Origin of the sequence: Alishewanella sp. BS5-314 (assembly GCF_025377695.1) — a bacterium.
Taxonomy (GTDB): domain Bacteria; phylum Pseudomonadota; class Gammaproteobacteria; order Enterobacterales; family Alteromonadaceae; genus Alishewanella; species Alishewanella aestuarii.
The window spans coordinates 2,440,352-2,465,021 of record NZ_JACEHJ010000002.1 but is presented as its reverse complement, the minus strand read 5'-3'; the positions used below and the strand labels follow the sequence as shown (position 1 = coordinate 2,465,021).

25 protein-coding genes are annotated in these 24,670 nt (G+C 52.0%); 18 read left to right on the top strand and 7 right to left on the bottom strand.

Annotated features, from left to right (window positions below):
- Positions 1-215 precede the first annotated feature (215 nt).
- From H1D31_RS15980 to rsuA, 7 genes are all read left to right on the top strand, one after another.
- Positions 216-977 carry a substrate-binding periplasmic protein gene (locus H1D31_RS15980; protein WP_261259849.1) on the top strand — a complete coding sequence of 254 codons (762 nt, stop codon included), beginning with the start codon at positions 216-218 and terminating at the stop codon, positions 975-977.
- Between the two features lie 300 nt (positions 978-1,277).
- Positions 1,278-1,844 carry an alkyl hydroperoxide reductase subunit C gene (gene ahpC, locus H1D31_RS15975; RefSeq protein ID WP_008606394.1) on the top strand — a complete coding sequence of 189 codons (567 nt, stop codon included), beginning with the start codon at positions 1,278-1,280 and terminating at the stop codon, positions 1,842-1,844.
- A gap of 178 nt (positions 1,845-2,022) precedes the next feature.
- Positions 2,023-3,567, top strand: a complete 1,545-nt coding sequence (ahpF, locus tag H1D31_RS15970; protein ID WP_261259848.1) for an alkyl hydroperoxide reductase subunit F — start codon at positions 2,023-2,025, stop codon at positions 3,565-3,567.
- 227 nt (positions 3,568-3,794) lie between these two features.
- Positions 3,795-5,216 carry a siroheme synthase CysG gene (gene cysG, locus H1D31_RS15965; protein WP_261259847.1) on the top strand — a complete coding sequence of 474 codons (1,422 nt, stop codon included), beginning with the start codon at positions 3,795-3,797 and terminating at the stop codon, positions 5,214-5,216.
- A gap of 36 nt (positions 5,217-5,252) precedes the next feature.
- Entirely contained in the window at positions 5,253-5,864 is a 612-nt protein-coding gene (cysC, locus tag H1D31_RS15960; RefSeq protein ID WP_261259844.1) for an adenylyl-sulfate kinase, read from the top strand.
- Between the two features lie 247 nt (positions 5,865-6,111).
- Entirely contained in the window at positions 6,112-6,876 is a 765-nt protein-coding gene (cysQ, locus tag H1D31_RS15955) for a 3'(2'),5'-bisphosphate nucleotidase CysQ (RefSeq protein WP_261259842.1), read from the top strand.
- A 26-nt stretch (positions 6,877-6,902) separates the two neighbouring features.
- A complete protein-coding gene (gene rsuA, locus H1D31_RS15950) occupies positions 6,903-7,598 on the top strand; it encodes a 16S rRNA pseudouridine(516) synthase RsuA (RefSeq protein ID WP_261259840.1) in 696 nt (231 codons plus the stop codon).
- 34 nt (positions 7,599-7,632) lie between these two features.
- On the opposite strand, the gene H1D31_RS15945 is transcribed toward rsuA, so the two are convergent.
- Positions 7,633-8,181: a hypothetical protein gene (locus H1D31_RS15945; RefSeq protein ID WP_008606401.1), complete on the bottom strand. Its 549-nt coding sequence runs from the start codon at positions 8,179-8,181 to the stop codon at positions 7,633-7,635.
- A 131-nt stretch (positions 8,182-8,312) separates the two neighbouring features.
- Between H1D31_RS15945 and H1D31_RS15940 the strand changes: the two genes are divergently transcribed.
- Positions 8,313-8,555 (top strand): GlsB/YeaQ/YmgE family stress response membrane protein, encoded by a 243-nt coding sequence (locus tag H1D31_RS15940; RefSeq protein WP_008606402.1) that lies wholly within the window; start codon positions 8,313-8,315, stop codon positions 8,553-8,555.
- Here the strand turns inward: H1D31_RS15940 and H1D31_RS15935 are convergent.
- A complete protein-coding gene (locus tag H1D31_RS15935) occupies positions 8,552-8,794 on the bottom strand; it encodes a DUF1289 domain-containing protein (protein ID WP_008984885.1) in 243 nt (80 codons plus the stop codon). The two genes, H1D31_RS15940 and H1D31_RS15935, sit on opposite strands and share 4 nt — an antisense overlap.
- A 401-nt stretch (positions 8,795-9,195) precedes the next feature.
- Between H1D31_RS15935 and ilvG the strand changes: the two genes are divergently transcribed.
- The 5 genes from ilvG to H1D31_RS15910 all read left to right on the top strand — a co-directional run bounded on the left by ilvG (position 9,196) and on the right by H1D31_RS15910 (position 14,851).
- Positions 9,196-10,842 (top strand): acetolactate synthase 2 catalytic subunit, encoded by a 1,647-nt coding sequence (gene ilvG / locus H1D31_RS15930; RefSeq protein ID WP_261259839.1) that lies wholly within the window; start codon positions 9,196-9,198, stop codon positions 10,840-10,842.
- A complete protein-coding gene (gene ilvM / locus H1D31_RS15925) occupies positions 10,842-11,096 on the top strand; it encodes an acetolactate synthase 2 small subunit (protein WP_008606405.1) in 255 nt (84 codons plus the stop codon). Before ilvG ends, ilvM begins: the two co-directional genes overlap by 1 nt.
- 39 nt (positions 11,097-11,135) lie before the next feature.
- On the top strand, positions 11,136-12,986 hold the full coding sequence (gene ilvD, locus H1D31_RS15920) for a dihydroxy-acid dehydratase (protein WP_261259838.1): 1,851 nt from the start codon (positions 11,136-11,138) through the stop codon (positions 12,984-12,986).
- Complete coding sequence (ilvA, locus tag H1D31_RS15915; RefSeq protein WP_261259837.1) at positions 12,986-14,560, top strand: threonine ammonia-lyase, biosynthetic; 1,575 nt, start codon at positions 12,986-12,988, stop codon at positions 14,558-14,560. Before ilvD ends, ilvA begins: the two co-directional genes overlap by 1 nt.
- Positions 14,561-14,665: 105 nt before the next feature.
- Complete coding sequence (locus H1D31_RS15910; protein ID WP_008950507.1) at positions 14,666-14,851, top strand: ribosome alternative rescue factor ArfA; 186 nt, start codon at positions 14,666-14,668, stop codon at positions 14,849-14,851.
- Between the two features lie 44 nt (positions 14,852-14,895).
- On the opposite strand, the gene H1D31_RS15905 is transcribed toward H1D31_RS15910, so the two are convergent.
- Entirely contained in the window at positions 14,896-15,678 is a 783-nt protein-coding gene (locus H1D31_RS15905) for a substrate-binding periplasmic protein (RefSeq protein WP_261259836.1), read from the bottom strand.
- Positions 15,679-15,802: 124 nt separating this feature from the next.
- Between H1D31_RS15905 and yjjX the strand changes: the two genes are divergently transcribed.
- Positions 15,803-16,318 carry an inosine/xanthosine triphosphatase gene (gene yjjX / locus H1D31_RS15900; RefSeq protein ID WP_261259834.1) on the top strand — a complete coding sequence of 172 codons (516 nt, stop codon included), beginning with the start codon at positions 15,803-15,805 and terminating at the stop codon, positions 16,316-16,318.
- Between the two features lie 61 nt (positions 16,319-16,379).
- On the opposite strand, the gene H1D31_RS15895 is transcribed toward yjjX, so the two are convergent.
- Complete coding sequence (locus H1D31_RS15895) at positions 16,380-16,796, bottom strand: organic hydroperoxide resistance protein (RefSeq protein ID WP_261259833.1); 417 nt, start codon at positions 16,794-16,796, stop codon at positions 16,380-16,382.
- A 156-nt stretch (positions 16,797-16,952) separates the two neighbouring features.
- On the opposite strand from H1D31_RS15895, the gene H1D31_RS15890 reads away from it, so the two are divergent.
- Entirely contained in the window at positions 16,953-17,399 is a 447-nt protein-coding gene (locus H1D31_RS15890) for a MarR family winged helix-turn-helix transcriptional regulator (protein WP_008606411.1), read from the top strand.
- 4 nt (positions 17,400-17,403) lie between these two features.
- Here the strand turns inward: H1D31_RS15890 and H1D31_RS15885 are convergent, their stop codons facing one another.
- Entirely contained in the window at positions 17,404-18,384 is a 981-nt protein-coding gene (locus tag H1D31_RS15885; protein ID WP_261259830.1) for an MDR family oxidoreductase, read from the bottom strand.
- A 172-nt stretch (positions 18,385-18,556) separates the two neighbouring features.
- Here H1D31_RS15885 and H1D31_RS15880 point away from each other — a divergent pair, with 172 nt between their 5' ends.
- Positions 18,557-21,394 carry a M16 family metallopeptidase gene (locus tag H1D31_RS15880; protein ID WP_261259828.1) on the top strand — a complete coding sequence of 946 codons (2,838 nt, stop codon included), beginning with the start codon at positions 18,557-18,559 and terminating at the stop codon, positions 21,392-21,394.
- A gap of 59 nt (positions 21,395-21,453) precedes the next feature.
- Here H1D31_RS15880 and H1D31_RS15875 read toward each other — a convergent pair whose 3' ends face one another.
- Together H1D31_RS15875 and H1D31_RS15870 are read right to left on the bottom strand one after the other, a co-directional pair.
- The gene (locus H1D31_RS15875; protein WP_261259826.1) at positions 21,454-21,699 is read right to left on the bottom strand and encodes a GNAT family N-acetyltransferase; all 246 of its coding nucleotides are present in this window, start codon (positions 21,697-21,699) and stop codon (positions 21,454-21,456) included.
- Positions 21,699-21,965 carry a hypothetical protein gene (locus H1D31_RS15870; protein WP_065956219.1) on the bottom strand — a complete coding sequence of 89 codons (267 nt, stop codon included), beginning with the start codon at positions 21,963-21,965 and terminating at the stop codon, positions 21,699-21,701. Before H1D31_RS15870 ends, H1D31_RS15875 begins: the two co-directional genes overlap by 1 nt.
- A gap of 117 nt (positions 21,966-22,082) precedes the next feature.
- Here H1D31_RS15870 and H1D31_RS15865 point away from each other — a divergent pair, with 117 nt between their 5' ends.
- Positions 22,083-23,333 (top strand): NRAMP family divalent metal transporter, encoded by a 1,251-nt coding sequence (locus tag H1D31_RS15865; RefSeq protein WP_065956204.1) that lies wholly within the window; start codon positions 22,083-22,085, stop codon positions 23,331-23,333.
- A gap of 10 nt (positions 23,334-23,343) precedes the next feature.
- Entirely contained in the window at positions 23,344-24,612 is a 1,269-nt protein-coding gene (locus tag H1D31_RS15860) for a cation:proton antiporter (RefSeq protein WP_065956205.1), read from the top strand.
- Positions 24,613-24,670: the final 58 nt, after the last annotated feature.

Sequence of the window (24,670 nt, the reverse complement as noted above, 5' to 3'; positions counted from 1 at the left end):
CAAGGCTTCATTTACAACATAAGCATTTAAGTCAATTGTGGCATGAAGCGCTAAATCATCCGTGGCCAGAGCTCCGACAGTATGGCGCTGATTGGCTAACGCAGTATTTCGAAACGATTAACGTTGAGCCAGTACAGAAATTATCCACTGAGGCTATCGTTTCTGCAGAAGATCAGCCATAGTAAGCCTTATCTACAGTCATACACGTAATCGCTATGAAATGGTTGTTGGGGGCTTTGCTGCTAAGCGCGAGTCTGGTACTGAGGGCGGAAAGCCTGATCATGTACACCGAGCATTTTCCTCCTTATAGTTTTGAGCAGAATCAGCAAATTACTGGCCTTAACACTGAACTGGTGCGGCGTAGTTGTCAGATTGCCAAGATCCAGTGTGAGTTCCGCTTATTACCCTGGCTACGTGCTTACGAAGCAGCGCAAAATGATCCCAAAGCCGGTTTGTACTCCACCTCACGTAATCCATTGCGGGAAGACGCTTTTCAATGGGTTGGGCCGCTGGCCCATGCCAGTGCCAATATGTACTGGCTAAAATCCCGCCCTGATGCACCGCCCCGTACCCTGGAGCAGGCAAAGCAGTATATCGTTGCTGTTGCCCGTGGCGATGTTTATGAGCTGTACCTGCAAAGTATGGGCTTTGAAGTCGATGTCAATTTATTGCGGTTTAATAGTAAATCCGATGCCGTATTGCCGTTTTTGCATGGTAAGGTTGACTTGCTGATTGCCTCGGAACTGATTCTGCCGGTATGGCTGGGCCAGCATCAGCAGCAACCCAGCGCAGTGGAAGCGGTAATCGATTTATCGGCCGTCGGGCATAATTATCTGGCATTACACCCACAACTGCCGTTGGAGCAGGTGCAGCGGTTACAACAAGCGCTGGACCAGTTAAAGGCCAGCGCGGAGTATCAGCAACTGATGCAACACTTTTTACAACCCAAGCCCTCCCTGATCCCCGCTCATCCGTAAAACGCCGCATGGCATTGGCGTCACGGCTTTGTCATGTTCTGGCGCTAAGTTAAGATTTTCTGCACTGTCAGGACATTGAAATTGCCAGCCTTAGCCCAAACCTCTGTGCTGGCTGACTAAGGCGAACTTTGCGACGCGCCGGTGGTCTGTTTTGGCGCTACGACGTATCAATCAAAGCTGAGTGTTATCAATTAAAACGATTAGTATGATTTGTTTTATTCGTTTTAAATGCTAGTGAGGCTTGGCTACACTGGCCAGCGTTGAAACATTAACTGTTTTATTAACTGTAAGGAGCAACACATGTCTTCATTAATCAATACCAAAATCAAGCCGTTTAAAGCCACTGCTTACCATCAGGGTAAATTTGTACCAGTAACTGACCAGGATTTATTAGGTAAGTGGACTGTTGTTTGCTTCTACCCGGCTGACTTCACGTTCGTTTGCCCAACAGAATTAGGCGACCTGGCTGACTTCTATGCTAAGTTCCAGGAAATCGGTGTTGAAGTGTACTCAGTATCAACTGACACCCACTTCACGCACAAAGCCTGGCATGACGCGTCAGAAACGATCAAGAAAATCAACTACCCAATGCTGGCTGACCCAACTGGCGCTATAACCCGCAACTTCGGCGTGATGATCGAAGAAGAAGGTCTGGCACTGCGTGGTACCTTCGTCATCAACCCAGAGGGTGTGATCAAGGTATGTGAAATCCATGACCTGGGTATTGGTCGTTCAGCTGCTGAGCTGTTCCGTAAAGTACAAGCTGCTCAGTACGTTGCTAACCACGACGGTGAAGTGTGCCCAGCTAAGTGGACTCCAGGTGAGAAGACGTTAGCGCCTTCTCTGGATCTGGTTGGTAAGATCTAAGTTTAATGCAACTTGCAGGCAACTGCAGTGTTGTAAGCTGATTACAGCCCCTCTGTGAAGCTGTAATCCAGCTTCACGCTGCCAAAGGAAACTTTGGTGTCTGGCCGGTGGAAACACCGGCCCGATCCTCCCTTGCCTTGCTGCGCCGCGACTTTCAGTTTTTAAGGACTTATTCTCTATGTTAGATACTAACCTGAAGCAACAATTACAAACCTATCTGCAAAACCTGAAAACCGAGGTTGAGCTGGTGGTATCTTTAGATGATAGCGCCAAAGCAGCCGAGGTAAATGAACTGGCAACTGAGATTGCCGAATTATCGAATTTAGTCACCTATCGTCGCGACGATAGTCAGGCCCAGCGTAAACCCGCTATGTTGGTGCGCTCTGTGGCCAAAAATACGCAAATTACCTTTGCCGGTGTTCCACTTGGCCATGAATTTACGTCGTTAGTACTGGCCTTACTGCATTCTGGCGGTCACCCGATTAAGATTGAAGCCGATCTGATTGAACAGATCAAAAATATCAGTGGTAGCTTTAAGTTTGAAACCTATGTGTCATTAAGCTGCCAAACTTGTCCGGAAGTGGTACAGGCGCTGAATATTATGTCGGCGATTAACCCGAACATCACTAACGTGATGATTGACGGCGCCATGTTCCAGGACGAAGTTGCAGCCAAAAATATTATGGCGGTGCCCTCGGTATACCTGAATGGTGAGCTGTTCTCTCAGGGGGCCATTACGCTGGAGAAAATTATCCAGAAAATTGACATTAACGCCGAAAAACGTCAGGCCGAAGCACTGAAAAACAAAGCGGAATTCGATGTGTTAGTAGTTGGCGGTGGCCCTGCTGGCGCAGCGGCGTCAATCTATGCCGCCCGAAAAGGTTTAAATACCGGGATCGTGGCTGAGCGCTTTGGTGGCCAGGTGGCAGATACCGTCGGCATCGAGAACTTTATTTCGGTGAAGTACACCGAAGGTCCAAAACTGGTAGCCGGTTTAGAAGCCCATGTGCGTGAATACGATGTGGACATTATGAATAATCAGCGTGCGGTGAAGCTGCGCAAGACCGATAAGGTTGAGCTGGAACTAGCCAATGGTGCGGTACTGAAAAGTAAAACCCTGATTTTAAGCCCTGGCGCCCGCTGGCGCGAAATGAATGTGCCGGGTGAACAGGAATACCGTGGTAAAGGTGTCGCTTACTGTCCGCACTGTGACGGCCCGCTGTTTAAAGGCAAGAAAGTCGCTGTGATCGGTGGTGGTAACTCCGGTATTGAAGCGGCCATTGATCTGGCAGGTATCGTTGAGCACGTGACAGTGTTGGAATTCGCCGCTGAGCTGCGGGCCGATGCGGTTCTGGTGAAAAAAGCCAACTCCATGGGCAATATCACCATTATCACCGAAGCCCAGACCACTGAAGTGACAGGTGACGGCACCCGGGTGAACGGTATTAACTATACCGATCGTAAAACCGGAGAAGCGAAACGGATTGAACTGGCAGGTATTTTTGTGCAGATCGGTCTGGTACCTAATACTGAGTGGTTACGTGGTGCAGTGGAATTATCGCCGCGTGGCGAGATTATCGTGGATGAGCGTGGTCAAACCTCGATCCCTGGCGTCTTTGCCGCCGGTGATGCCACCACAGCGCCCTATAAGCAAATTATTATTGCGATGGGTGCCGGTGCTAATGCGTCTTTGGGCGCGTTCGATTACCTGATCCGTCACTAAGCAACCGTTTTACATAGCCTGGGATACTCTCTCATCCCTGTTTGGCGGCACCTTTGGTTGCCGCCTTTTTTATGTCTGAAATATACCGCTACCTTATTAGCTTGAGTATAAATAACGCTATTTTTGATAGCCTTTGGTTATAACTGAGCGCAAATTGCTATTTCCGCTTTGCCACGCTGCTGGGTAAGCTGTCAGCCTGATGATAAAGGCTGCAACCCGAGGCGACTGTGCAGTATCTGCCACTTTTTGTAAAACTAACTGATAAGCCGGTGCTGATTGTCGGCGGCGGCAGTGTAGCGCTGCGTAAAGCCGGTACCTTATTGAGCGCCGGCGCCCGCTTAAGCGTGGTAGCGCCGGATTTTGCGCCGGAATTTCTTCAGTGGCAACAGCAGGGCAAAGCCGAGTTGTTACCAGGTTTTTTTACTCCTCAGCTGCTGGATGGCAAGTTGCTGGTGATTGCCGCCACCGATAATGACGAGGTTAACGCGGCGGTTTACCAGGCCGCGACAGAGCGCAATATGCTGGTTAACACCGTTGATGATCAGCCCAAGTGTGGCTTTATTTTTCCGTCGATTATTGATCGCAGCCCGATCTTAATTGCCATTTCCAGCTTTGGTACCGCCCCGGTATTAGCCCGTCGGCTTAGAGAAAAGTTAGAAACGCTGTTACCGCAACATCTGGGGCCACTGGCGGAATTGGTTGGGCGTTTTCGTGACCAGGTCAAAGCGAAATTTCAGGGCTTTGCGGCGCGGCGTCAGTTCTGGGAGCGGGTATTTGACTCAGATGTGGTACGGCAACTGGAGGCAAACCGGCCACAGCAGGCGGAGCAACAGTTGGCAGAGATGCTACAGAGTGAACTACCACGGCAGGGCGAAGTATGGATTGTTGGGGCCGGCCCGGGCGATCCGGAGTTATTAACGTTAAAAGCCTTACAACTGATGCAGCAAGCCGATGTGGTGGTTTACGATTATCTGGTGTCGCCACAGATTATGGAGTTGGTACGCCGCGATGCGGAACGAATTTGTGTTGGTAAAAAAGCCGGTGCGCATTCCATGCCACAGCAGGATACCAATGCGCTGCTGGTACAACTGGCGAAACAAGGTAAAAAAGTCTGTCGCTTAAAAGGCGGTGACCCCTTTATTTTTGGCCGCGGTGGCGAGGAAATTGAAGCCCTGCTGCCAGAGCAGATTCCGTTTCAGGTAGTGCCGGGTATTACCGCCGCAGCCGGTTGCGCCGCCTATGCCGGTATTCCGTTAACCCATCGTGATTATGCGCAAAGTGTGCAGTTTGTGACCGGTCATTGCCGTAAAGCCGGCGATGAGCCAGACTGGCACAGTATGAGCCGGCCACATCAGACGCTGGCGATTTATATGGGTATTCTAAAAGCAGCGGATATCCAACAGCAGCTTGTTAGTTTTGGCCGCGATCCGGCAACGCCGCTGGCGATTATTGAGAATGGTACCCGTCGTGAACAGCGGGTGATCACCGGCACTTTGTCTGAGTTAGCGCAATTGGTCGAGCAGCAACAGGTGGTTTCGCCAGCGTTATTGGTGATCGGTGAAGTGGTAGCGCTACAATCGCAGTTGCACTGGTTCGGGCAGCGTCCCGGCGCTGCGGTGTTTCAGCAGCCGCTAACCCGGCTTGCCTAGCGCCTTGCCGTAACAAACAGGAGAGTAGTGAGCGGTATGACAGAACTTAGCAAAGCGACGCATATTCAGTGGCAGCAATACCAGATTGATGCGGCCGCGCGCGCCCGGTTAAAGGGGCATCAGAGTGCCGTGCTCTGGTTTACCGGCCTGAGCGGCTCGGGTAAATCGACCGTGGCCAATGCGTTGGAGCAGGCATTGCTGGCGCGCGGTGTACACACCTATTTGCTGGATGGCGATAATGTGCGGCATGGCCTGTGCGCTGATCTGGGGTTTAGCGAAGCGGATCGGCGCGAAAATTTACGCCGGGTCGGTGCTGTTGCTGGCCTGATGGTCGATGCCGGCCTGCTGGTGCTGAGTGCCTTTATTTCGCCACTGCGCGAGCAACGCGAGTTGGTAAAAAGTATGCTGCCGCCGGGAAAGTTTCTGGAAATTTATATCGCCACACCGCTAGAAGTGTGTGAGCAGCGCGATGTAAAAGGTTTATATAAAAAGGCGCGCGCCGGGGAAATCGCAAACTTTACCGGCATTTCCGATCCCTATGAGGCGCCATTGGCCGCTGATTTGGTGCTGAATACAGCGCAAAGCTCGCTGGAGCAAAGTGTAGATAAATTGCTGGCGTTATTAGCCAATAAAGGGGTGATTGCCTAGTTGTTGCTTGCCGTTTGGCACAGCATTCTGATAGGTGCAGCGGCCTTGGCAGGGTAGTCTTTTCTCCACCGGCTTCAAGGATCACATCCCTGTGCCCTTTCAGCCTGCGCAGCCTCCCTGCTGCTGTTACGAAAAGACTACCCTACCAAGTCCTGAAGCAGCGTTGTTGAGTCGTCAGTTTCTTTCAATAGCGCTATTCTTAACAGCATGTGTTTGACTGCAATGCTATGATTTTCTGGAATATATAATGAACATATTAAACGCTATTATTGAGATTGCTGAACAGGCCGGTCAGGCGATCTTAGACATCTATCAGCGGGATCCGCGAGAGTTTAATATTACCGATAAAGCCGATGCCACACCGCTAACGGCAGCCGATCTGGCCGCGCATAAGCTGATTGTTAATGCCCTGACGGCGTTGACGCCGGACCTTCCCATTTTATCGGAAGAAGCCGCCGATATTAGCTGGGCAGTGCGGCAACACTGGCAACGTTACTGGCTGGTCGACCCGCTGGATGGCACGAAAGAATTTATTAAACGCAACGGCGAATTTACCGTCAATATTGCGCTGATTGAACAAGGTGAGCCGGTGCTGGGCGTAGTGCATGCGCCGGTGCTGGAAAAAACCTATTATGCCGCCAAAGCTCAGGGCGCCTGGTTAAAAACCGCCGCCGGTAGCCAGGTGATCCAGGTTAGCCAAACTGCAGAGGTGGTTAGAGTGGTTGGCAGTCGCAGCCACCCCAGCCCGGATCTCGCCGGTTATTTAGCCCAGCTGCCACAGTATCAACTGGTTGAAGTAGGTAGCTCGCTAAAATTTTGTTTAGTCGCCGAAGGGGTGGCCGATGTTTATCCGCGCTTTGGCCCGACTATGCAGTGGGATACTGCCGCCGGACATATCATTGCGCTGGAAGCGGGCGCCAGCGTACAATTTGATGGCATTAACGGCCCGGTTTATCAGCGTGAACAGCTACTTAATCCGAATTTTATGGTCTCGGCGCTAAGACAAAGCTAAACTGTCTTCATCAACTAAGGTGAATTATGCGTTTAGATAAGTTTATTTGTGATTGCACCGGTCTGACCCGTTCGCAGGCCGGCAAAAGTATCCGTCAGGGTTTAGTCAGTATTAATGGCGAGCCGGTTAAGCAAGCTGCCCGTCAGGTCAGTGTAACGGATCAGGTGGAGCTCGACGGTGAGCCACTACAGCTGATCGGCCCACGCTATATTATGCTGCATAAGCCTGCCGGCTACGTCTGTGCCAATGATGACCCCGAACACCCTATTGTTTTTACGCTACTGGATGAACCGCTGGTTGAACGTTTACATACCGTTGGCCGGCTGGATTTGGATACTACAGGTTTGCTGCTATTGACTGACGATGGTCAGTGGTCACATCGCTTAAGCTCACCAAAACACCATGTCGCCAAAACCTACCGGGTTTGGACTGCAGATCCTATCCCAGCTGAAGCCATTGCCCAATTTGCTGCTGGCGTGATGCTTCGTGGCGAAAAAGAGCCGACCAAGCCAGCACAATTAGAGCTGGTGGCAACGCATCAAGCCCTGCTCACCATTCACGAAGGCCGCTACCATCAGGTAAAACGAATGTTTGCCGCTATCGGCAATAAAGTTGAACGACTACACCGCGAGCGGATCGGTGCTTTGCAGCTGCCGCCAGAGTTGGCAGAGGGGGAGTATCGAGCTCTGACTGGGCCAGAATTAGCGTTAGTTGAAAGTTGAGCAGCAAGCGCGCGGCAAGCTGCTCAAAATCGCTCTAGACAAGTTTTTTGAAGTCAGGGTGATTTACAACTTCTTTTAACAGCTCTTGGACAGCAGGACCAAAGGCATCCGCGACGTTTTTACAAGCTGATGGCGCACTCCAGCTGGTACCGAACGGATATTTCACTGACACTTTATAGCCTTCAGAAAGATTCGACTTTACAGTCATTGATACTTCCCAAAAGGCTGGCGTAACTGAACTGAATTTCAGCTCCTCTACTACAGCTTGGATCTCAGTGCTGGCGCTTGGGTTATAAACCTGAGCTAAAAACAATTCTTCCTGGAAGGCCGCTTCAATATACTGAGGGATGGTTTTGCCCGGAGCTACTTTTACCGGCCCCATTAAGCGACACATTGGGCTTTCATCTACACCTTGTGCAATCTGTACCTTACCCATTTTAACTTTTTTATTTTCAGCCTGAAGTGTTTGCTGAATTGAGATCACATTTGCTGAAGATGCTTTGTAAGGAATGGAATTTGTTGTTTCACAGCCCGCCAGTACCAGGGTAGATGTGATAGCTAAAGCTGCAATCTTTAATTTCATAGATGACTCCGTAGTGTTATTGTTAGATCCGGTTTGAAGCTTGTTGAATTTATAGCTATCTTGATTGCTGGGCAAGATACTGTGTAAAAAATAGTTATCCGCTTTTTAACAAAAAATAGGTTAAAGCAATTATGAATTTTATTCTGTTTCTGATTATCGGTGCGGTCGCTGGCTGGTTGGCCGGCAATATTATGAAAGGTCGTGGCTTTGGTGTGCTGGGTAATATCGTAGTCGGGATCGTCGGCTCCTTCCTGGGCGGTATGCTGTTTGGTGCCTTGGGGTTAAAAGCCTTTGGTTTGATTGGCTCACTGATTACCGCAACAGTGGGTGCTGTGGTGTTGCTATATCTGATTAGTCTGGTGAAAAAAGCCTAGAACAAATCCAGTGAACCGGGTTGCGGCTCAGGTTGTGACCCGGCATTAGCCTTCTGCTGTAAGCGCGCCCGGCGCTGCGCCAGCAGTTTTAAAATACGCGCCCGCTCTGCTGCCGGCTTCAGATGCCAGTTAAAGCGCTCTTCGCGCGAGCGCAGGCAGCCCTTGCAATAACCGCGTTGATTGCTCTCACACACCCCAATGCAGGGGTTCGGTAGCTCAAATAACTCAAGTTGGTCCACGGCCGTGGCGACCTGCTGTTTTACACCTGTACAGATACTCTAGCGGCTCACTGCCGGCGATACAAATTTTAATTATTTTCAGGAAAAGTCATTTTTTCAGCAAAAAGCGGTTGACTCCGGACAGATAGACGTCTATTAATATAACCAATCTGCTTTTTGATTAAAGCAACAACAATTAACCGTAAGAGTTAGTGAGTATTAAATGCGTTTAGCAGCCGTTCTGAACATCATTGTCCTCGTAATCGTGGTGATTATTAATCTCCGCGGGGGCGGTGTATTGGAACGATAGCGCACACTAAGTCGACTTCCAGCAAAACCCCCGCTCCGCAAGGACCGGGGGTTTTGTCGTTTCAGGGCTGGTGAAAATTGATTCGGGCAACAAGCAAAAAGGGCAACAGCAAATGAAAGGCGCAGAATTGGTATTAAAGGTATTACAGCAGCAGGGGGTAGACACCATCTTTGGTTACCCGGGCGGCGCTATTATGCCAATTTACGATGCGATTTATCACAGCACGGTCAAACACTATCTGTGCCGGCATGAGCAAGGCGGCGCCTTCTCGGCTATTGGCTATGCCCGCGCCTCTGGCAAGGTTGGCGTCTGTTTAGCAACATCTGGCCCCGGTGCGACTAACCTGATTACCTCTCTGGCTGATGCCCTGCTGGACTCGGTACCGCTGGTCGCCATTACCGGTCAGGTATCACAAGCGGTGATGGGGACCGATGCCTTTCAGGAGGTCGATGTTTTAGGCTTATCGTTGGGCGTAACCAAGCACAGCTTTATGGTCCGCGATGTCAATGAGCTGGCGCATACGTTACAGGAAGCCTTCCGGCTGGCACAAAGTGGCCGCCCTGGCCCGGTATTAGTTGATATTCCGAAGGATATTCAACTGGCTGAGGTCAGTGAACCCGAGTGGCCAACGCTACCTGCTGCCCGCTTAGCGACCTCACTGGCTAACGCGGCCAAAGCGCGGCAGTTGATCGCACAGGCGAAGAAGCCGATTGCCTACATCGGCGGCGGTGTGCAGATGGCGGATGCGCTGCCACAGTTACAGGCTTTTCTGGCCGAAAGTGAGATGCCATCAGTCACGACGTTAAAAGGCATGGGCTCGGTGGCCCGCGCTAACCCGCACTATCTGGGCATGCTGGGGATGCACGGCACCCAGGCCGCTAATTTGGCGGTGCAGCAATCTGACTTACTGATCTGTTTGGGTGCCCGCTTTGATGATCGGGTAACCGGTAAGCTGGATAAGTTTGCGCCGCACGCCAAAGTGATTCATGTGGATATCGATCCGGCAGAAATTAATAAGGTACGTTTTGCCGACTGTGCCTTGCTGGGCGATATGAAGCAAATTCTGCCGGCGATCAGTACCGCCACCCAATGCGCTGACTGGCTGGTGTATTGTCAGCAATTAAAGCAGCAATATGGCTGGCGCTATGATCATCCGGGTGAACGGATTTTTGCTCCTCTTATGCTGAAACAACTGAGTGAACGGATGCCGGATAACAGCGTGGTGTGCTGCGATGTAGGCCAGCATCAGATGTGGGTGGCGCAGCATATGCGTTTTAATAGCCCGCGCAATCATTTATCCAGCGGCGGCTTAGGCACCATGGGCTTTGGTTTACCGGCGGCGATTGGTGCCAAGCTGGCACGGCCACAGGACACGGTTATCGCCGTCAGTGGCGATGGCTCCTTTATGATGAACGTGCAGGAGCTGGGCACCATCAAGCGCTTCCGGCTGCCGGTGAAGATCGTCATTATCGATAACCAACGGCTGGGCATGGTGAAGCAGTGGCAGCAACTGTTCTTTAATGAACGCTATAGCGAAACCGATTTATCGGATAACCCGGATTTTGTGGCGCTGGCAGCGGCCTTCGCCATTCCCGGCCATACCATTACCCGCAAAGATGAAGTGGCAAGCGCGCTGGAAGCGATGTTTAGCTGGCCGGGGCCCTATTTATTACATGTACGGATCGATGAAAAAGACAACGTCTGGCCTTTAGTACCGCCAGGTGCCGCGAACGAAGATATGCTGACGGAGACGAACTGATGCAACATACCCTGAATATCACTACCCGCAATGAAGCCAGCGTGGTCGAGCGTTTACTGCAGGTAACCCGTTATCGTGGTTATCAGCTGGCAGGTTTGGCGATGACCCCGCTAACTGACCGGGCCGGTTTACAAATTACCCTGACAGTGCAAAGTGAGAAACCCATTACGCTACTGACCAGTCAGCTGGTGAAGTTATATGACGTACAGCAACTGGAATTGGCTTCGGCTGATGTTGCTGTGCTGCGTGCCTAATCGTGCTTAATTGACTTACGTTTTTTACAGGATAACAAGATGCCAAAACTCAGATCCGCTACCGTCACCGAAGGCCGTAATATGGCGGGCGCCCGTGCCTTATGGCGGGCCACCGGTGTAAAAGATACCGACTTCGGCAAGCCGATAGTGGCGGTGGTTAACTCCTTTGTCGAATTTGTACCCGGCCATGTGCATTTGCGCGATCTCGGTAAGCTGGTAGCCGCCAGCATTGTTGAAGCCGGCGGTATCGCTAAAGAATTTAACACCATCGCGGTTGATGATGGCATTGCCATGGGGCATGGCGGTATGCTGTACAGCCTGCCGTCGCGGGAGCTGATCGCTGACTCGGTAGAATATATGGTGAATGCCCACTGTGCCGATGCCATGGTCTGTATCTCGAACTGTGACAAGATCACCCCGGGTATGCTGATGGCCGCGCTGCGGTTAAATATTCCGGTGATCTTTGTTTCCGGCGGGCCAATGGAAGCCGGTAAAACCAAACTCTCGGATCAAATTATCAAGCTGGATCTGGTTGATGCCATGGTATCGGCGGCCGATCCCAAGGTCAGCGATGCCCAAAGCGAACAAATTGAAAAAAGTGCCTGCCCAACCTGCGGCAGCTGCTCGGGAATGTTTACCGCCAACTCGATGAACTGTCTGGTGGAAGCATTGGGCCTGGCGCAGCCGGGCAATGGCTCTTTACTGGCAACCCATGCCGATCGCAAAGAATTATTTGTGCAAGCCGGTTTCCGGATTATGGAGTTATGTAAGCGCTGGTACCAGCAGGATGATGCCAGCGCCTTACCGCGTAGTATTGCCAATAAGGTTGCCTTTGAAAACGCCATGATGCTGGATATCGCGATGGGCGGTTCAACCAATACGGTGTTGCATTTACTGGCTGCCGCTATTGAAGCCGAAGTGGACTTTACCATGGCTGATATCGACCGCTTATCGCGTATCGTGCCGCACCTGAGTAAGGTGGCGCCCTCTACCCAGAAATATCATATGGAAGATGTGCATCGTGCCGGTGGCGTGATTGCGATCCTGGCGGAGCTGAACCGTGCCGGTTTGCTAAACCCCAATACGCCGCATGTTGCCGGTAGCTCACTGGCTGAGGTGTTGGCGAAGTGGGATATTAAAACCACCACTGATCAGCAGGTAAAACAGTTTTACCTGGCCGGTCCGGCCGGGATCCGCACTACTCAGGCGTTTTCACAGAATTGCCGTTACCCGTCATTAGATGATGATCGGGCCGGGGGCTGTATCCGCGATAAGGCGCATGCCTATTCGCAGGATGGAGGGTTAGCCGTGCTGTTTGGTAACCTGGCGCCAAAGGGGTGTATCGTTAAAACTGCCGGTGTCGAGCCGGAAAATCTGGTGTTTAGTGGCCGGGCGCGGGTATTTGAAAGTCAGGATGACGCTGTTGCCGCCATTCTGGGCGGCAAGGTCGTGGCCGGTGATGCCGTCATTATCCGCTACGAGGGGCCCAAAGGTGGCCCGGGGATGCAGGAAATGTTGTATCCAACCAGTTATTTAAAATCGATGGGGCTGGGAAAAGCCTGTGCGCTGATCACTGATGGTCGTTTCTCGGGTGGTACCTCAGGCTTATCAATTGGTCATGTGTCACCGGAAGCCGCCAGCGGCGGTGCTATCGCGCTGGTCGAAGAGGGTGATCGGATAGAGATTGATATTCCCAACCGCAAAATTGCCATTGCCGTCAGTGACGAGGTGCTGGCCAGTCGCCGCGCCGCGATGCAAGCCAAGGGCAGTAAAGCCTGGAAACCGGAAAACCGCCAGCGCGTGGTCAGCGCCGCGTTAAAGGCTTATGCCTTGCTAGCAAGCAGTGCCGACCAGGGTGCGGTACGCGATCTGTCAAAACTGGAGCAGTAATGGATAATCTGGCACGGGCAGCAACCGACAGCAGCGATGCTGAGGTGATGCAGCACTATCTGCGGGAAATTCTGTTGTCGCCGGTGTATCAGGCGGCGGTAGAAACGCCGCTGGATGAAATGCATAAGTTAAGCGCCCGCCTTGGGCAGCAGGTGCTGTTAAAGCGGGAAGATAAGCAGCCGGTTTATTCCTTTAAACTGCGCGGCGCCTTTCATAAACTGCATAAAGTGCAGCAACAGCAGCCTGATGCCAAAGTGATTTGCGCGTCGGCCGGTAACCATGCCCAGGGTGTGGCGCTGTCCGCCGCGAAATTAGGTCTGGACGCAACCATAGTGATGCCGATCACTACGCCGGAAATTAAAGTAGCCGCAGTGCGGGCCTTAGGTGGCAAGGTGGTGCTACATGGTACCGCCTTTGATGAAGCCAACAGCTTTGCGATGCAAAAAGCGCAAACCGAAGGTGCCATCTATATTCCGCCCTTTGATGATGCAGATGTGATAGCCGGTCAGGGCACCGTGGCCAAGGAGCTGCTAAGCCAGCATAACCGCCTGGATGCCGTCTTTATTCCGGTGGGTGGTGGTGGCCTGATGGCGGGGATGGCGGTCTATATCAAAGCCATTCAGCCTCATGTCAAAGTCATTGGTGTAGAGCCGGAAGATGCCGCCTGCTTAAAGGCGGCCCTGGCAGCCGGTGAGCCGGTGACCTTGCCGCGGGTGGGATTATTTGCCGATGGGGTGGCAGTAAAGCGGATTGGCAGCGAAAACTTTAATCTGGCCAAACGGTTTTGCGATGAGGTGGTCACAGTAAGCAGCGATGAAATCTGTGCTGCGATCAAAGATATCTTTGATGATTTACGGGCCGTGGCCGAGCCGGCCGGTGCTTTGGCCCTTGCTGGGCTCAAGAAATACAGTCAGCTGTTAAAGAACAGCACCTTACCGCGGCCGCAGCATTATGCCGCTGTCCTTAGTGGCGCCAATCTTAACTTTGATACCCTGCGCTATGTGTCAGAGCGCTGTGAGCTGGGCGAGAAAAAAGAAGCGGTGTTTGCGGTAACCATCCCGGAGGAAAAAGGCAGTTTCCGCCGTTTTTGCCAAACCCTGGGTGGCCGCGCCATTACCGAATTTAACTACCGTTATGCCAGCGAGCACAAAGCGCAGATCTTTGTCGGCATTAAATTGCGCCATGGTGAGACTGAACTGAATACGGTAAAAAAGGCGCTGACCGAGGCCGGCTATCAGTATCTGGATCTGTCGGACGACGAGCTGGCCAAACTGCATGTACGGCATATGGTCGGTGGCATGCCACCACGTAAGCTACAAGAGCAGGTGTATCAGTTTAACTTCCCGGAATACCCGGGAGCACTGATGAATTTTCTGAATACGCTGGGTGAACACTGGAATATTACGTTGTTTCACTACCGCAACCATGGTGCCGCCACCGGCGACGTGCTGGCGGGTTTTGAAGTGGCAGAGCACAGTGCCATCGCCGGTTATCTGGATAATCTCGGTTATGAATACCGGCTGGTAACAGATAATAGTAGCTATCAGGCGTTTTTAACCGCTGCTCAGCCCTAGATCCCTTTAGTACAGCAGAGCACTGTATATAAATTGAACTAATCACTATTGTGTTAACCTAAGCGTGCAGTTAGACTGCGCGCGTTTTTATACAGGAGAGCAATAATGAGTAAGCAAGCGGCAACCGAGCATGGCCGCGGGGAAATTCGCGACAATGCGCTAAAAGCCTTAGTGACCAGTAAGCTGTTTCAACCCCGGGTGGTAAAAGCGAAAAAGGGCAAAGGCTCCTACAACAGAAAAGGGCGTAACTCGAAAGATTACGCCCTTGTTGTTTCTGCCAGCCTACATTAAAAACTAAACCTAGCCTCATTGCTGCGTCGCAACAACGACCGAGTTTAGGGTTGCTTGTCTGTTACCTGCTCCACAAAATATTGCTGCTGTAATTGTTGTACCTTGCCCTCCGCAACCAGTTTTTGCCAGGCGTTGCTTAGCGCTTGCTGCTGGCTGTCTGACCATCTTTTTTTACTAAAAGCAAAGTAAACCGGATTTTCATATAAGGTAAACAATGCCTTGTGTTGCAATGGATTAAGAGTATTATGCAAATAGAGCTGTTGCAAATTAAGCTGATCTTCCAACATATATTGCACCCGGCCGCTTAAAAACAGCTCCAGTTTTTGCTGATTAAGGGTAACAAAGACTAAGCGTTGGCGAAAAGCGGGCGCTGTCTCCAACGCTTGCTCAAAAGCTGCGCCATAGTAAATGCCCTGCATAGCGGCAATCAAATCTTTGCCATTAACTAAATCAGTTAGCGAGGTTTTATCCGGTGCCGGAACCAGGTTAGTGACCAGCTTTACCTGTTCTTGCTGGTGTGGGCCAATAAAATAGGCAAATTCTGCCCGTTGCTCGTTATAAGACACATTGCTCATTGCGTCTAGTTCACCACTGGCAAGCAACTGCATCGAGCGCCCCCAAGGGGTTTCTAAAAACTGACTACTGCAGCCCAATTCTTTTGCCAGTGCTTGAAAAAGCTCAATATTGTAGCCGGTCCAGCTGCCATCAGCCGCTTTAATAAAGCGTGGCGGAAAATGTTGTGCCTGCATGGTGAGCTGGCAAGCTTGCGATACCGGCATAAATAGCAGCAACAGCAGAGTGATAAGCGCTAAGTGAAGTGACTTCAAAGCAGGAAAGCTCCGATTGGCATAAGTACTTTTTTGCTCGTGGTAGACAGCGATTGGCATGTCCTGCTCCGCTAAGGGCATTGTGTTAGCATGTGTTATTGAATTTTAGTCTGACGGTTTGAAAATGGTTTGGCAAATATTAGTTGCCTCGGCCAATCCGGCCAAAATCCGGGCGGTTGAGCAGTGTTTTCAGGTGAATTTCCCCGAGCGAGCTATTGCGGTGCGCGGTATTAGCGTGCCGTCCGGTGTTGCTGAGCAGCCGCTAAGTAGCGAAGAAACTTATGCCGGAGCGAAAAACCGCTTAATGGCGTTAAAGCAGCAGGGCGCAGCCGATTTTTATGTGGCCATAGAGGCCGGTTTGGATGGTGAGATGACCTTTGCCTGGATGCTAATTGAACATCAGGGCAAGCTCGGCAAGGCGCGTTCGGCCAGTTTAATGTTACCTAAGGCGGCGCTGCAGGCGCTGGAACAGGGCCAGGAGCTGGGCGATGTGATGGATGAGCTATTTGGTACCCAGAATATTAAACAGGCTGGTGGCGCTATCGGCTTATTAACCCAGAACCGGTTAAGTCGCAGTGGTGTTTATCAGCAGGCGTTGACGCTGGCATTAATACCATTTTTAAATCCGGACTGGTTTTAAACGTGTAGCGATTAAACCGGATACCGTCAACAGAGGTTGGCGACATCCGGCTCCGGCATAATCAGACGCTGGTATGCAACCTTACTTCGATATTGCCGCGGGTAGCATTCGAGTATGGGCAAACCTGATGTGCGGCCGCGACCAGTTGCTCAGCATCTTCCTGTGCTAAACCAGGCAAGCTAATAAACAGGTCGACATCCAACCCAAAGCCACCGTCAATTTTGCCAATCCCGACTTCTGCACGGATAGACACATCGGCAGGCAGGCTTTGCTTGTTTTGACCGGCGACAAATTTCAAAGCGCCAATAAAGCAAGCCGAGTAGCCGGCGGCAAACAGTTGTTCCGGATTAGTGGCATCGCCCTTACCGCCCAGTTCTTTTGGGGCCGCCAGTTTTGTTTGCAGTAAGCCATCGTTTGACTGCGCCTGACCATCACGACCACCGGTAGCGGTGACCACGGCTTTATACAGAATATCCATTTTGTTACCTCATTCAGTTAAAGGTTGATTGCCAGAGCATACTAACGGCAATTAATCTTGTGCGCAATATAATTGCGTGAAATATTTTTGCGCGATAGCGCCGGGCTTCAGTTATAATCAGTGCACTCATTACTTTACTCGCCCGAGGCTTGGTTGATGACGGCTAAAACACTCCCGCTACCACAGCAAGTATGCTTTGCACTCTATAGCGCCAATAACGCGATGATGCGGCTGTACCGGCCGTTATTGCAGCCTTTTGATCTGACCTATCCGCAATATGTGGTGCTGTTGGCATTGTGGCAGCAGGATAATATCAGCCTGGGGCAGCTTGGTGCGGCGACACTGTTTGACTCGGGTACCCTAACGCCTTTGGTAAAGAAGCTGGAACAAAAAGGTTGGCTGCAGCGGGTGAGTGATGCCAGTGACGAGCGGGTGAAAAAGGTGCTATTAACCGCGGCAGGTCGGGCTTTAGAAACTGAGGTCGCAACTGTGATGCCGGCTTTGCGTTGCCAGGTGGCACTACCGGAAAGCCAGCTGCTGGCGCTACGTGAGCAGGCGCAGCAGTTGCTGCAACAGCTGCAGCAACTGGAGGCTTGTCGTTAGGGCTTTAGCTGTTCACATTAACCAGTAAGCGGCCCTGAATGTCTCCGGCCAGCAACGCATGGGCTTGAGGTATGGCGTCTGCCAGGCTGATTTCCCGACTGAGTAAGGTAAAGTCGTCTGCGGTTAATAACCCGGCCAGTTGTGTCCAGGCCGCCAGTCGCGGTGCCATCGGTTGCATCACGCTGTCGATACCACAAAGTGTAATACCACGCAGAATAAAGGGTGCTACCGAGGCCGGGAAATCCATACCCTGTGCCAGACCACAGGCAGCCACCACACCGCCATAACGGCTTTGGGCACAGGCATTAGCTAGCGTATGACTGCCGACTGAGTCTACAACACCAGCCCATAGTTCTTTAGCAAGAGGTTTGCCCGGAGCGGATAGGCTATCACGACTGATAATCTCCGCAGCACCAAGTTGGCGCAGATAGTCTGCGGCACTGGCTTTGCCCGTCGCGGCTGTAACCTGAAAGCCCAGCCGCGCTAACAGCAATACTGCAAAGCTACCGACGCCGCCGGTCGCGCCGGTGACCAGTACCGGGCCGGCAGCCGGGGTTAACTGATGTTTTAACAAAGCCTGTACGCACAGCATGGCGGTATAGCCGGCAGTTCCGATAATCATCGCTTGCCTGGCAGTCAGTGGCGCTGGTATTGGCTGTAACCAGGCGGCAGGTACTGCAGCACGCTGCGCCAGGCCACCCCAGTGTTTTTCGCCCACGCCCCAGCCATTTAGCAGCACCTGATCACCGGTTTTAAACGCCGGATTCTGGCTACTAACCACAGTACCGGCCAGATCGATGCCTGGCACCATCGGAAAGTCCCGTACCACCGGCGCTTTGCCGGTAATCGCCAGCGCGTCTTTATAATTTAACGTGGAATAAGCGACGTCCACCACAACCTCAGCCGCCGGTAACTGGCTGGCATCGAGTTGCTGTAAACTGGCGCGATAATCAGGCGTTTTATCGATCACTAAAGCATTAAACATCAGATACCTCCGCAAAACTAAGTGATTAAGACTAGGCCAGACAAGGGCTTAGCGCTATGCGGCTTTGGTCGCATGCGCTGTCACTGATATATTTTGTTACATCTGTAAGGTTTTCATTAATAACTACAGCTGCTTTAATTCTTGAGCATCTATTTATGTTCAGGAGCTTATTTTGAAATATTCCGCCCTCTCGCTCGCCCTGCTAGTAGCGCTCGGCGTAGCTGGTTGCAGCAGCCAACAAGCAACAACCTTACCTGCAGGGGTAAAGTTAGTTGCGGTAAATCCGCAACAGGATGACCGCATTAGTCTGCCGTATAAAAAATATCAGTTAGAAAATGGCTTAACGGTAATTATCCACGAAGATCATTCTGATCCGCTGGTGCATGTCGACGTGACCTATCACGTTGGCTCAGCGCGCGAAGAGTTGGGCAAATCCGGTTTTGCGCATTTCTTTGAACATATGATGTTTCAGGGCTCGGACAACGTGGGCGCTGAGATGCACTTTAAGTACGTGACCGAAGCCGGTGGTACCCTGAATGGCACTACCAACAGCGATCGCACTAACTATTTCCAGACCGTGCCGGTCAATCAGTTGGAAAAAATGTTGTGGTTAGAGTCGGATCGGATGGGGTACTTCCTTGATTCGGTCACCCAGGAAAAGTTTGATATTCAGCTTTCGACGGTGAAGAATGAACGTGGTCAGCGCGTTGATAACCAGCCTTATGGCCGCTATTTTGAGCAGCTATTAGGTGCACTATACCCGTATGGGCATCCGTATTCCTGGCCGGTGATTGGTCATATGGATGATTTAAACCGCGCCACTATGCCAGATTTAAAACAGTTTTTCCTGCGCTGGTATGGCCCTAATAATGCGACCCTGACTATCGGCGGCGCAGTTAAAGCTGAAGAAATCCTGCCCATGGTGCAGAAATATTTCGGCACCATCCCAGCCGGTCCGGCGGTAGAGAAAATGGCTAAAGCCCCAGCGAAACTGGATGCAGATCGCTATGTGTCGATGGAGGATAACGTCCACCTGCCGCTGCTTAGCATGACCTTCCCTACTGTCTATGCTGGTCACCCGGATGAAGCGCCGCTCGATATCCTGGCGGATATTCTGGGCAACGGTAACAATTCTATGTTGTACCAAAGCCTGGTGCGGCCACAGATCGCGGTAAATGCCTCCGCCGGCCATCGTTGTATGGAGTTAGCCTGTACCTTTAGTTTAAACGCCCTGCCGCACCCGGCAGCCGGCAAAAATCTGGCCGATATCGAGCAATTATTGCGGCAAAATTTACAGCAAGTGGCAGAGCGCGGCGTTAAGCCGGAAGACCTGGCACGGGCTAAGGCGCGGGTTGAAGCGCGCAGCATCTTTGGTTTGCAGAGCGTGGCGGGTAAGGTCAGTCAGTTGGCCTATAACGAAATTTTCTTTGGTGAGCCGGACCGTATTGCCGCTGTGTTGGCAAGTTATCAGGCGGTAACCGCTGACGACGTGATGCGGGTTTACCGGCAATATGTGCAAAATAGCCCGGCCGTGATCAGCAGTGTGGTACCGCGTGGTAAAACTGCCCTGATTGCTGCCGCGGATAATTTTACGGCCCAGAAATTTGATCCGGCGGATAGTCAAGCTTCAGAACCATTGCCGATGCGTTACGCCGCGCAAACTTTTGATCGCAAAGCTGTACCACAGGCTGGTGCCAACCCTGCCATCCTGCTGCCAGCTACCTGGACGACTAAGTTAAGTAACGGTATTCAGGTATTGGGTGCCAGCAGTGATGAAACGCCGACTACCTCTATTTTATTGCGTATTCCGGCCGGAAGCTACCGTAACTCGGTTGAGCAAACAGGCGTGGCCGCGATGATGGCATCACTGCTGAATGAGAGCACTGAGAACTTCAGCACCGAACAAATGAGTATGGCGCTGGAACTGCTGGGTAGTTCGGTTTCAGTCAGTGCTTCAGATAATGAGTTAAATGTCTTTGTCAGCAGCCTGAGCCGTAATTTGCCGAAAACGCTGGAATTAGTGCAGGAGAAGCTGTTACGCCCGGCTTTTAAAGAGGAAGATTTTAACCGCTTGAAGCAGCAGCGTTTACAGTCGCTGGCGCAGGCACAAAAAAATGCCGGCTTTCTAGCGGATCAAGCAGTAAGAACCCTGATGTTTGGTGACAGCATTGCCGGCCAACCCGGTATTGGTACTGAGCAGAGCTTGCAGGCAATGACGCTGGAGCAGGTGCGGGCGTTCTATCAGGCCTATGTTAAACCTGAAGGTGCCCAGCTGGTGACCGTATCGGATTTATCACAGCAGCAATTAGAACCGCTGCTGGCTGGCATGGCACCGCAGTGGCAAGGTAAGGCGCCACAGCAGCAGCTGGATTTACCGGCACCACAGATCCAACAAGGTGCGATCTATCTGGTGCATAAAGATCAGTCGCCACAGTCAGAAATCCGTATCGTGCGCCGCGCTATGCCGCGCGATCTGACCGGTGACTTCTATCGCGCCGGCCTGATGAACTTTACGCTGGGTGGTAACTTTAATAGCCGGATCAACCTGAACTTACGCGAAGATAAAGGCTATACCTATGGTGCGCGCAGTGGTTTTGGTGGTGATCAGCTAGTGGGTCTGTTTACTGCCAGTGCCGCAGTTCGCGCTGACGTGACGCGCGAGTCAATCGAAGAGTTCTTAAAGGAGCTGAACAACTACCAGCAAAATGGTATGACGGCAGCAGAGTTGAGCTTTATGCGCAGTGCGGTCAATCAGTCAGAAGCGCTACGCTATGAAACGCCAAATGCCAAGCTGGGTTTTATGGCGCAGCTGCTGGAGTTTAATGTCGGTCCGGAGTTTACCCGCGAGCGCAATCAAATTCTGCAGCAGGCATCACTCGAGCAGTTAAATGCGTTAGCCAGCCAGTATCTGTCGCCGTCTGAGATGGTGATAGTGGTAGTGGGTGAAGCAGATAAGCTGAAGCCTGAGCTGGAAAAACTGCAGCTGCCGATTATCGAAATGAAGCTGTAATAGTCATCACACTGAGTAAAAGCGCCGGCTTCAGTCCGGCGTTTTTTTATGCCTGCAACTTATAAAAAACGCTGCACGTAAGAGCAACTGGCGTGAATTTGCAGCCCACTGCTTTGTGCCCAGCTCAGGGCATGGCGCACCAGCTTTTCGGCCAGGCCTTTGCCGCGAAACTCCGGTGGCACATAGGTATGGCAAAAATCGATGTGTTGGCCGTTTAGCTGATAGTCGAGTAAGGCGCTGGCGTTACCCTCGCTCAGAATAAAGCGCTGGCCGGCACTGTCATGCTGAATATTCAGCTGCTGCATTATTCTTCCTCCAGCCAGGGTGTGGCGGGCAACAAGGCTAAATGCGCCACATAACGTTCCAGATTAAAGCTTTCCTGACGTTCAATTACCGCATACATTTCCGGTGCCAGAGCGCAGGCCATCAGTTCCAGCGCTTCTTCACGGCTATGGCCGGTCATCCGCAGCCGCATTAGGGTTGCCGTCACTTCTTTGGGGTAATTGTCGGCGAGCTGGTTTTCCAGCACTTCAAACAGGGTACTCTGGTCAATAAAGTCGTCGTCTTGCATTAGGTTAGCCTTAGCTGAAAACAAAAAATAGTGATAAAAGCCCAAGCCGGGCTACTGCTTTGGTGTGTTGCTTAGGCTAAGCTAGCCCTCACTAAATAACAATCAAAAATCCGTATTATGCAGCAAGTTGTTTCACACTGGCGTTACCGGCTGCAAAGCCTGGGGCCTGGTATTCTTATGGCTACCGCCGCTATTGGTGGCTCGCATTTGGTGGCATCAACCCAGGCGGGCGCGCTCTTTGGCTGGCAACTGCTGTGGCTGATCCTGCTGGTAAACCTGCTGAAGTATCCGTTTTTCCGCTTTGGGGTACAGTATACGCTGGAGCAAAACGAAAGTTTGGTCGAAGGCTATTTGCGCAAAGGCCGTGGTTACTTTTACAGCTTTGTGTTGCTTAATATGCTGGCCGCGGTGGTAAACACTGCCGGGGTACTGATCCTGACGGCAGCCCTACTGCAATATGCCTTACCCTGGCACTTATCGTTAACACTATTGTGTTGGCTGATTCTGGCCAGTTGCCTGGCGATTCTGCTGCTCGGACATTACCGGGCACTGGATCAGGTGGCCAAGCTGATTATGCTGCTGTTAACGCTGACCACGCTGCTGGCCGCCGCTATTGCCGTTAGCAAAGGCGCGGCGGCGCCAGCCGATTTTCAGGGGCCCTCACCCTGGCAACTGGCAATGCTGGGGTTTTTAGTGGCGCTGATGGGCTGGATGCCGGCGCCGATTGAGATTTCGGCGATCAGTTCGCTGTGGCTGAAAGCCAAACTACGACAACAGCCCCTGACCCGGGCGCAGGGCCTGTTTGATTTTAATCTGGGTTATTGGTTAACAGCCGCTCTGGCGCTGGTATTTGTGGCTTTGGGTGCCCTGGTGCAATATGGCAGTGACCAGCCGATAGCGCTGGCCGGCGCGGCCTTTGCCCAGCAATTGGTTGAAATGTATGGTCAAACCATCGGCGCCTGGGCCAAGCCGCTGGTTTCACTGATCGCTTTTCTCTGTATGTTCGGCACCACCCTGACCGTATTAGATGGGTATGCCCGCACCTTGCATGAGTCAGGACGACTGCTGGGCTGGTATCGAGCTGATAACCGGCGGGTGCTGTCGGTCTGTTTGCTGCTGCAGGCCCTGGCAGGAATGGCCCTGATCCTGTTTTTCCGCTCGGCGTTATCGCCGATGTTGACCTTTGCCATGACGTTGGCGTTTTTAACAACGCCAATCTTTGCCTGGCTGAACTTTAGTTTACTGCGCGGTAACACAGCACGGCCACTGGCACCCTGGCTACAGGTGCTTAGCTGGTTGGGATTAGCCTATTTGTTTGGCTTTGCCGTACTTTATCTGGCCTGGTATTCAGGTGTGCTTAATTCCTAATGGAGTAACTATGGCCTGGTGGCAATTAGTTGGCTTGTTTTTAATACAGCTGATGTTGATTCTGTTGGCGGCGCAGCTGTTCGGTCGGCTGGCCAGATATGTAGGCCAGCCGAAAGTTGTTGGCGAGATGATTGCCGGCGTGACTCTGGGCCCGTCCTTATTGGGTTGGTGGTTGCCGGAGTTACAACAGGCGATCTTTATTCCGGAAACCCGCAGCTGGCTGTATTTCGGCGCCCAACTTGGCGTTGGGCTCTATATGTTTTTGGTCGGTCTGGAGTTTAATACCCGACTGTTCCGGCAGCAGGCACAGAGTGCGTTAACCGTGTCGCTGGCGGGCATGTTAGTGCCCTTTGCCGTCGCGGCTTTGTTAGCGCTCTGGTTATTACCTATGCCTGGTTTGTTTGCGCCCGGCATCAGCTATGCCAATGCGGCTCTTTTTCTTGGTGCTGCTATTGCCATTACGGCCTTTCCGATGCTGGCACGGATTATTTATGAGCGGGGCCTCGCCGGCACTAAACTGGGTACTCTGGCGCTGGCGGCCGGCGCTATCGACGATGCGGCAGCCTGGCTGGTCCTGGCGCTGGTATTGGCCAGTTTCGGTGGCGGTAGTGAGCTGCTGATTAAAGCGCTGCTGGGTGGTAGCCTCTATGCTTGGTTAATGCTGACCAAAATGCGGCTCTGGTTGCAACCGCTGGCGGATCGGGTGGCGCTAACGGAGCAATTGGCGGCCTGGCAATTTGTGCTGATCCTGCTGTTGTTCGCATTGTCGGCCTGGAGTATGGATTTTGTTGGCTTACATGCGGTCTTTGGTGGCTTTTTGCTGGGTGTGGCGATGCCACGCGGTACCCTGGTGAGCGTGCTGCAACGACGGCTGGAGAAGCCGGTGTTACTGCTGCTGTTACCGATGTTTTTTACCTATTCCGGGCTAAATACCCGGCTGGATGTGCTGGGCGCTGGTGGCCTGTGGTTGGTGACATTGGTTGTATTGGCGTGTTCCATTCTGGCCAAATTTGTTGCCTGCTGGGCGGCAGCCCGGCTAAAAGGCGCCGATAATCCAACGGCACTGGCGATCGGCGCACTGATGAATGCCCGGGGCCTGATGGAGCTGATTATTATCAATATTGCACTGAGCTATGGCGTGATAGAGCAAGGGCTGTTCTCGATGCTGGTGGTAATGGCGATTGTCACTACGCTGATGGCCGCGCCGCTATTTCAGTTGGTCTATGGACGCTTTCAAACCAAGGCGATCCAGAATAAGCCAGATCAAGCTAAGGTTTAACGCCGGATATTTTTACTCAGGTTGCCGCAGTTCTGGTTGTGTTGGTTATACTGACGTA

What these genes read in the sequence shown, in the direction of transcription:
- ilvD (WP_261259838.1), top strand. Translation starts at nt 11,136, where the DNA reads ATGCCAAAACTCAGATCCGCTACCGTCACCGAAGGCCGTAATATGGCG.
- ilvG (WP_261259839.1), top strand. Translation starts at nt 9,196, where the DNA reads ATGAAAGGCGCAGAATTGGTATTAAAGGTATTACAGCAGCAGGGGGTA.
- yjjX (WP_261259834.1), top strand. Translation starts at nt 15,803, where the DNA reads ATGGTTTGGCAAATATTAGTTGCCTCGGCCAATCCGGCCAAAATCCGG.
- cysC (WP_261259844.1), top strand. Translation starts at nt 5,253, where the DNA reads ATGACAGAACTTAGCAAAGCGACGCATATTCAGTGGCAGCAATACCAG.
- H1D31_RS15875 (WP_261259826.1), bottom strand. Translation starts at nt 21,699, where the DNA reads ATGCAGCAGCTGAATATTCAGCATGACAGTGCCGGCCAGCGCTTTATT.
- H1D31_RS15945 (WP_008606401.1), bottom strand. Translation starts at nt 8,181, where the DNA reads ATGAAATTAAAGATTGCAGCTTTAGCTATCACATCTACCCTGGTACTG.
- ilvA (WP_261259837.1), top strand. Translation starts at nt 12,986, where the DNA reads ATGGATAATCTGGCACGGGCAGCAACCGACAGCAGCGATGCTGAGGTG.
- H1D31_RS15885 (WP_261259830.1), bottom strand. Translation starts at nt 18,384, where the DNA reads ATGTTTAATGCTTTAGTGATCGATAAAACGCCTGATTATCGCGCCAGT.
- H1D31_RS15870 (WP_065956219.1), bottom strand. Translation starts at nt 21,965, where the DNA reads ATGCAAGACGACGACTTTATTGACCAGAGTACCCTGTTTGAAGTGCTG.
- cysQ (WP_261259842.1), top strand. Translation starts at nt 6,112, where the DNA reads ATGAACATATTAAACGCTATTATTGAGATTGCTGAACAGGCCGGTCAG.
- H1D31_RS15980 (WP_261259849.1), top strand. Translation starts at nt 216, where the DNA reads ATGAAATGGTTGTTGGGGGCTTTGCTGCTAAGCGCGAGTCTGGTACTG.
- ahpF (WP_261259848.1), top strand. Translation starts at nt 2,023, where the DNA reads ATGTTAGATACTAACCTGAAGCAACAATTACAAACCTATCTGCAAAAC.
- H1D31_RS15940 (WP_008606402.1), top strand. Translation starts at nt 8,313, where the DNA reads ATGAATTTTATTCTGTTTCTGATTATCGGTGCGGTCGCTGGCTGGTTG.
- H1D31_RS15910 (WP_008950507.1), top strand. Translation starts at nt 14,666, where the DNA reads ATGAGTAAGCAAGCGGCAACCGAGCATGGCCGCGGGGAAATTCGCGAC.
- H1D31_RS15860 (WP_065956205.1), top strand. Translation starts at nt 23,344, where the DNA reads ATGGCCTGGTGGCAATTAGTTGGCTTGTTTTTAATACAGCTGATGTTG.
- ilvM (WP_008606405.1), top strand. Translation starts at nt 10,842, where the DNA reads ATGCAACATACCCTGAATATCACTACCCGCAATGAAGCCAGCGTGGTC.
- H1D31_RS15865 (WP_065956204.1), top strand. Translation starts at nt 22,083, where the DNA reads ATGCAGCAAGTTGTTTCACACTGGCGTTACCGGCTGCAAAGCCTGGGG.
- ahpC (WP_008606394.1), top strand. Translation starts at nt 1,278, where the DNA reads ATGTCTTCATTAATCAATACCAAAATCAAGCCGTTTAAAGCCACTGCT.
- H1D31_RS15895 (WP_261259833.1), bottom strand. Translation starts at nt 16,796, where the DNA reads ATGGATATTCTGTATAAAGCCGTGGTCACCGCTACCGGTGGTCGTGAT.
- H1D31_RS15890 (WP_008606411.1), top strand. Translation starts at nt 16,953, where the DNA reads ATGACGGCTAAAACACTCCCGCTACCACAGCAAGTATGCTTTGCACTC.
- rsuA (WP_261259840.1), top strand. Translation starts at nt 6,903, where the DNA reads ATGCGTTTAGATAAGTTTATTTGTGATTGCACCGGTCTGACCCGTTCG.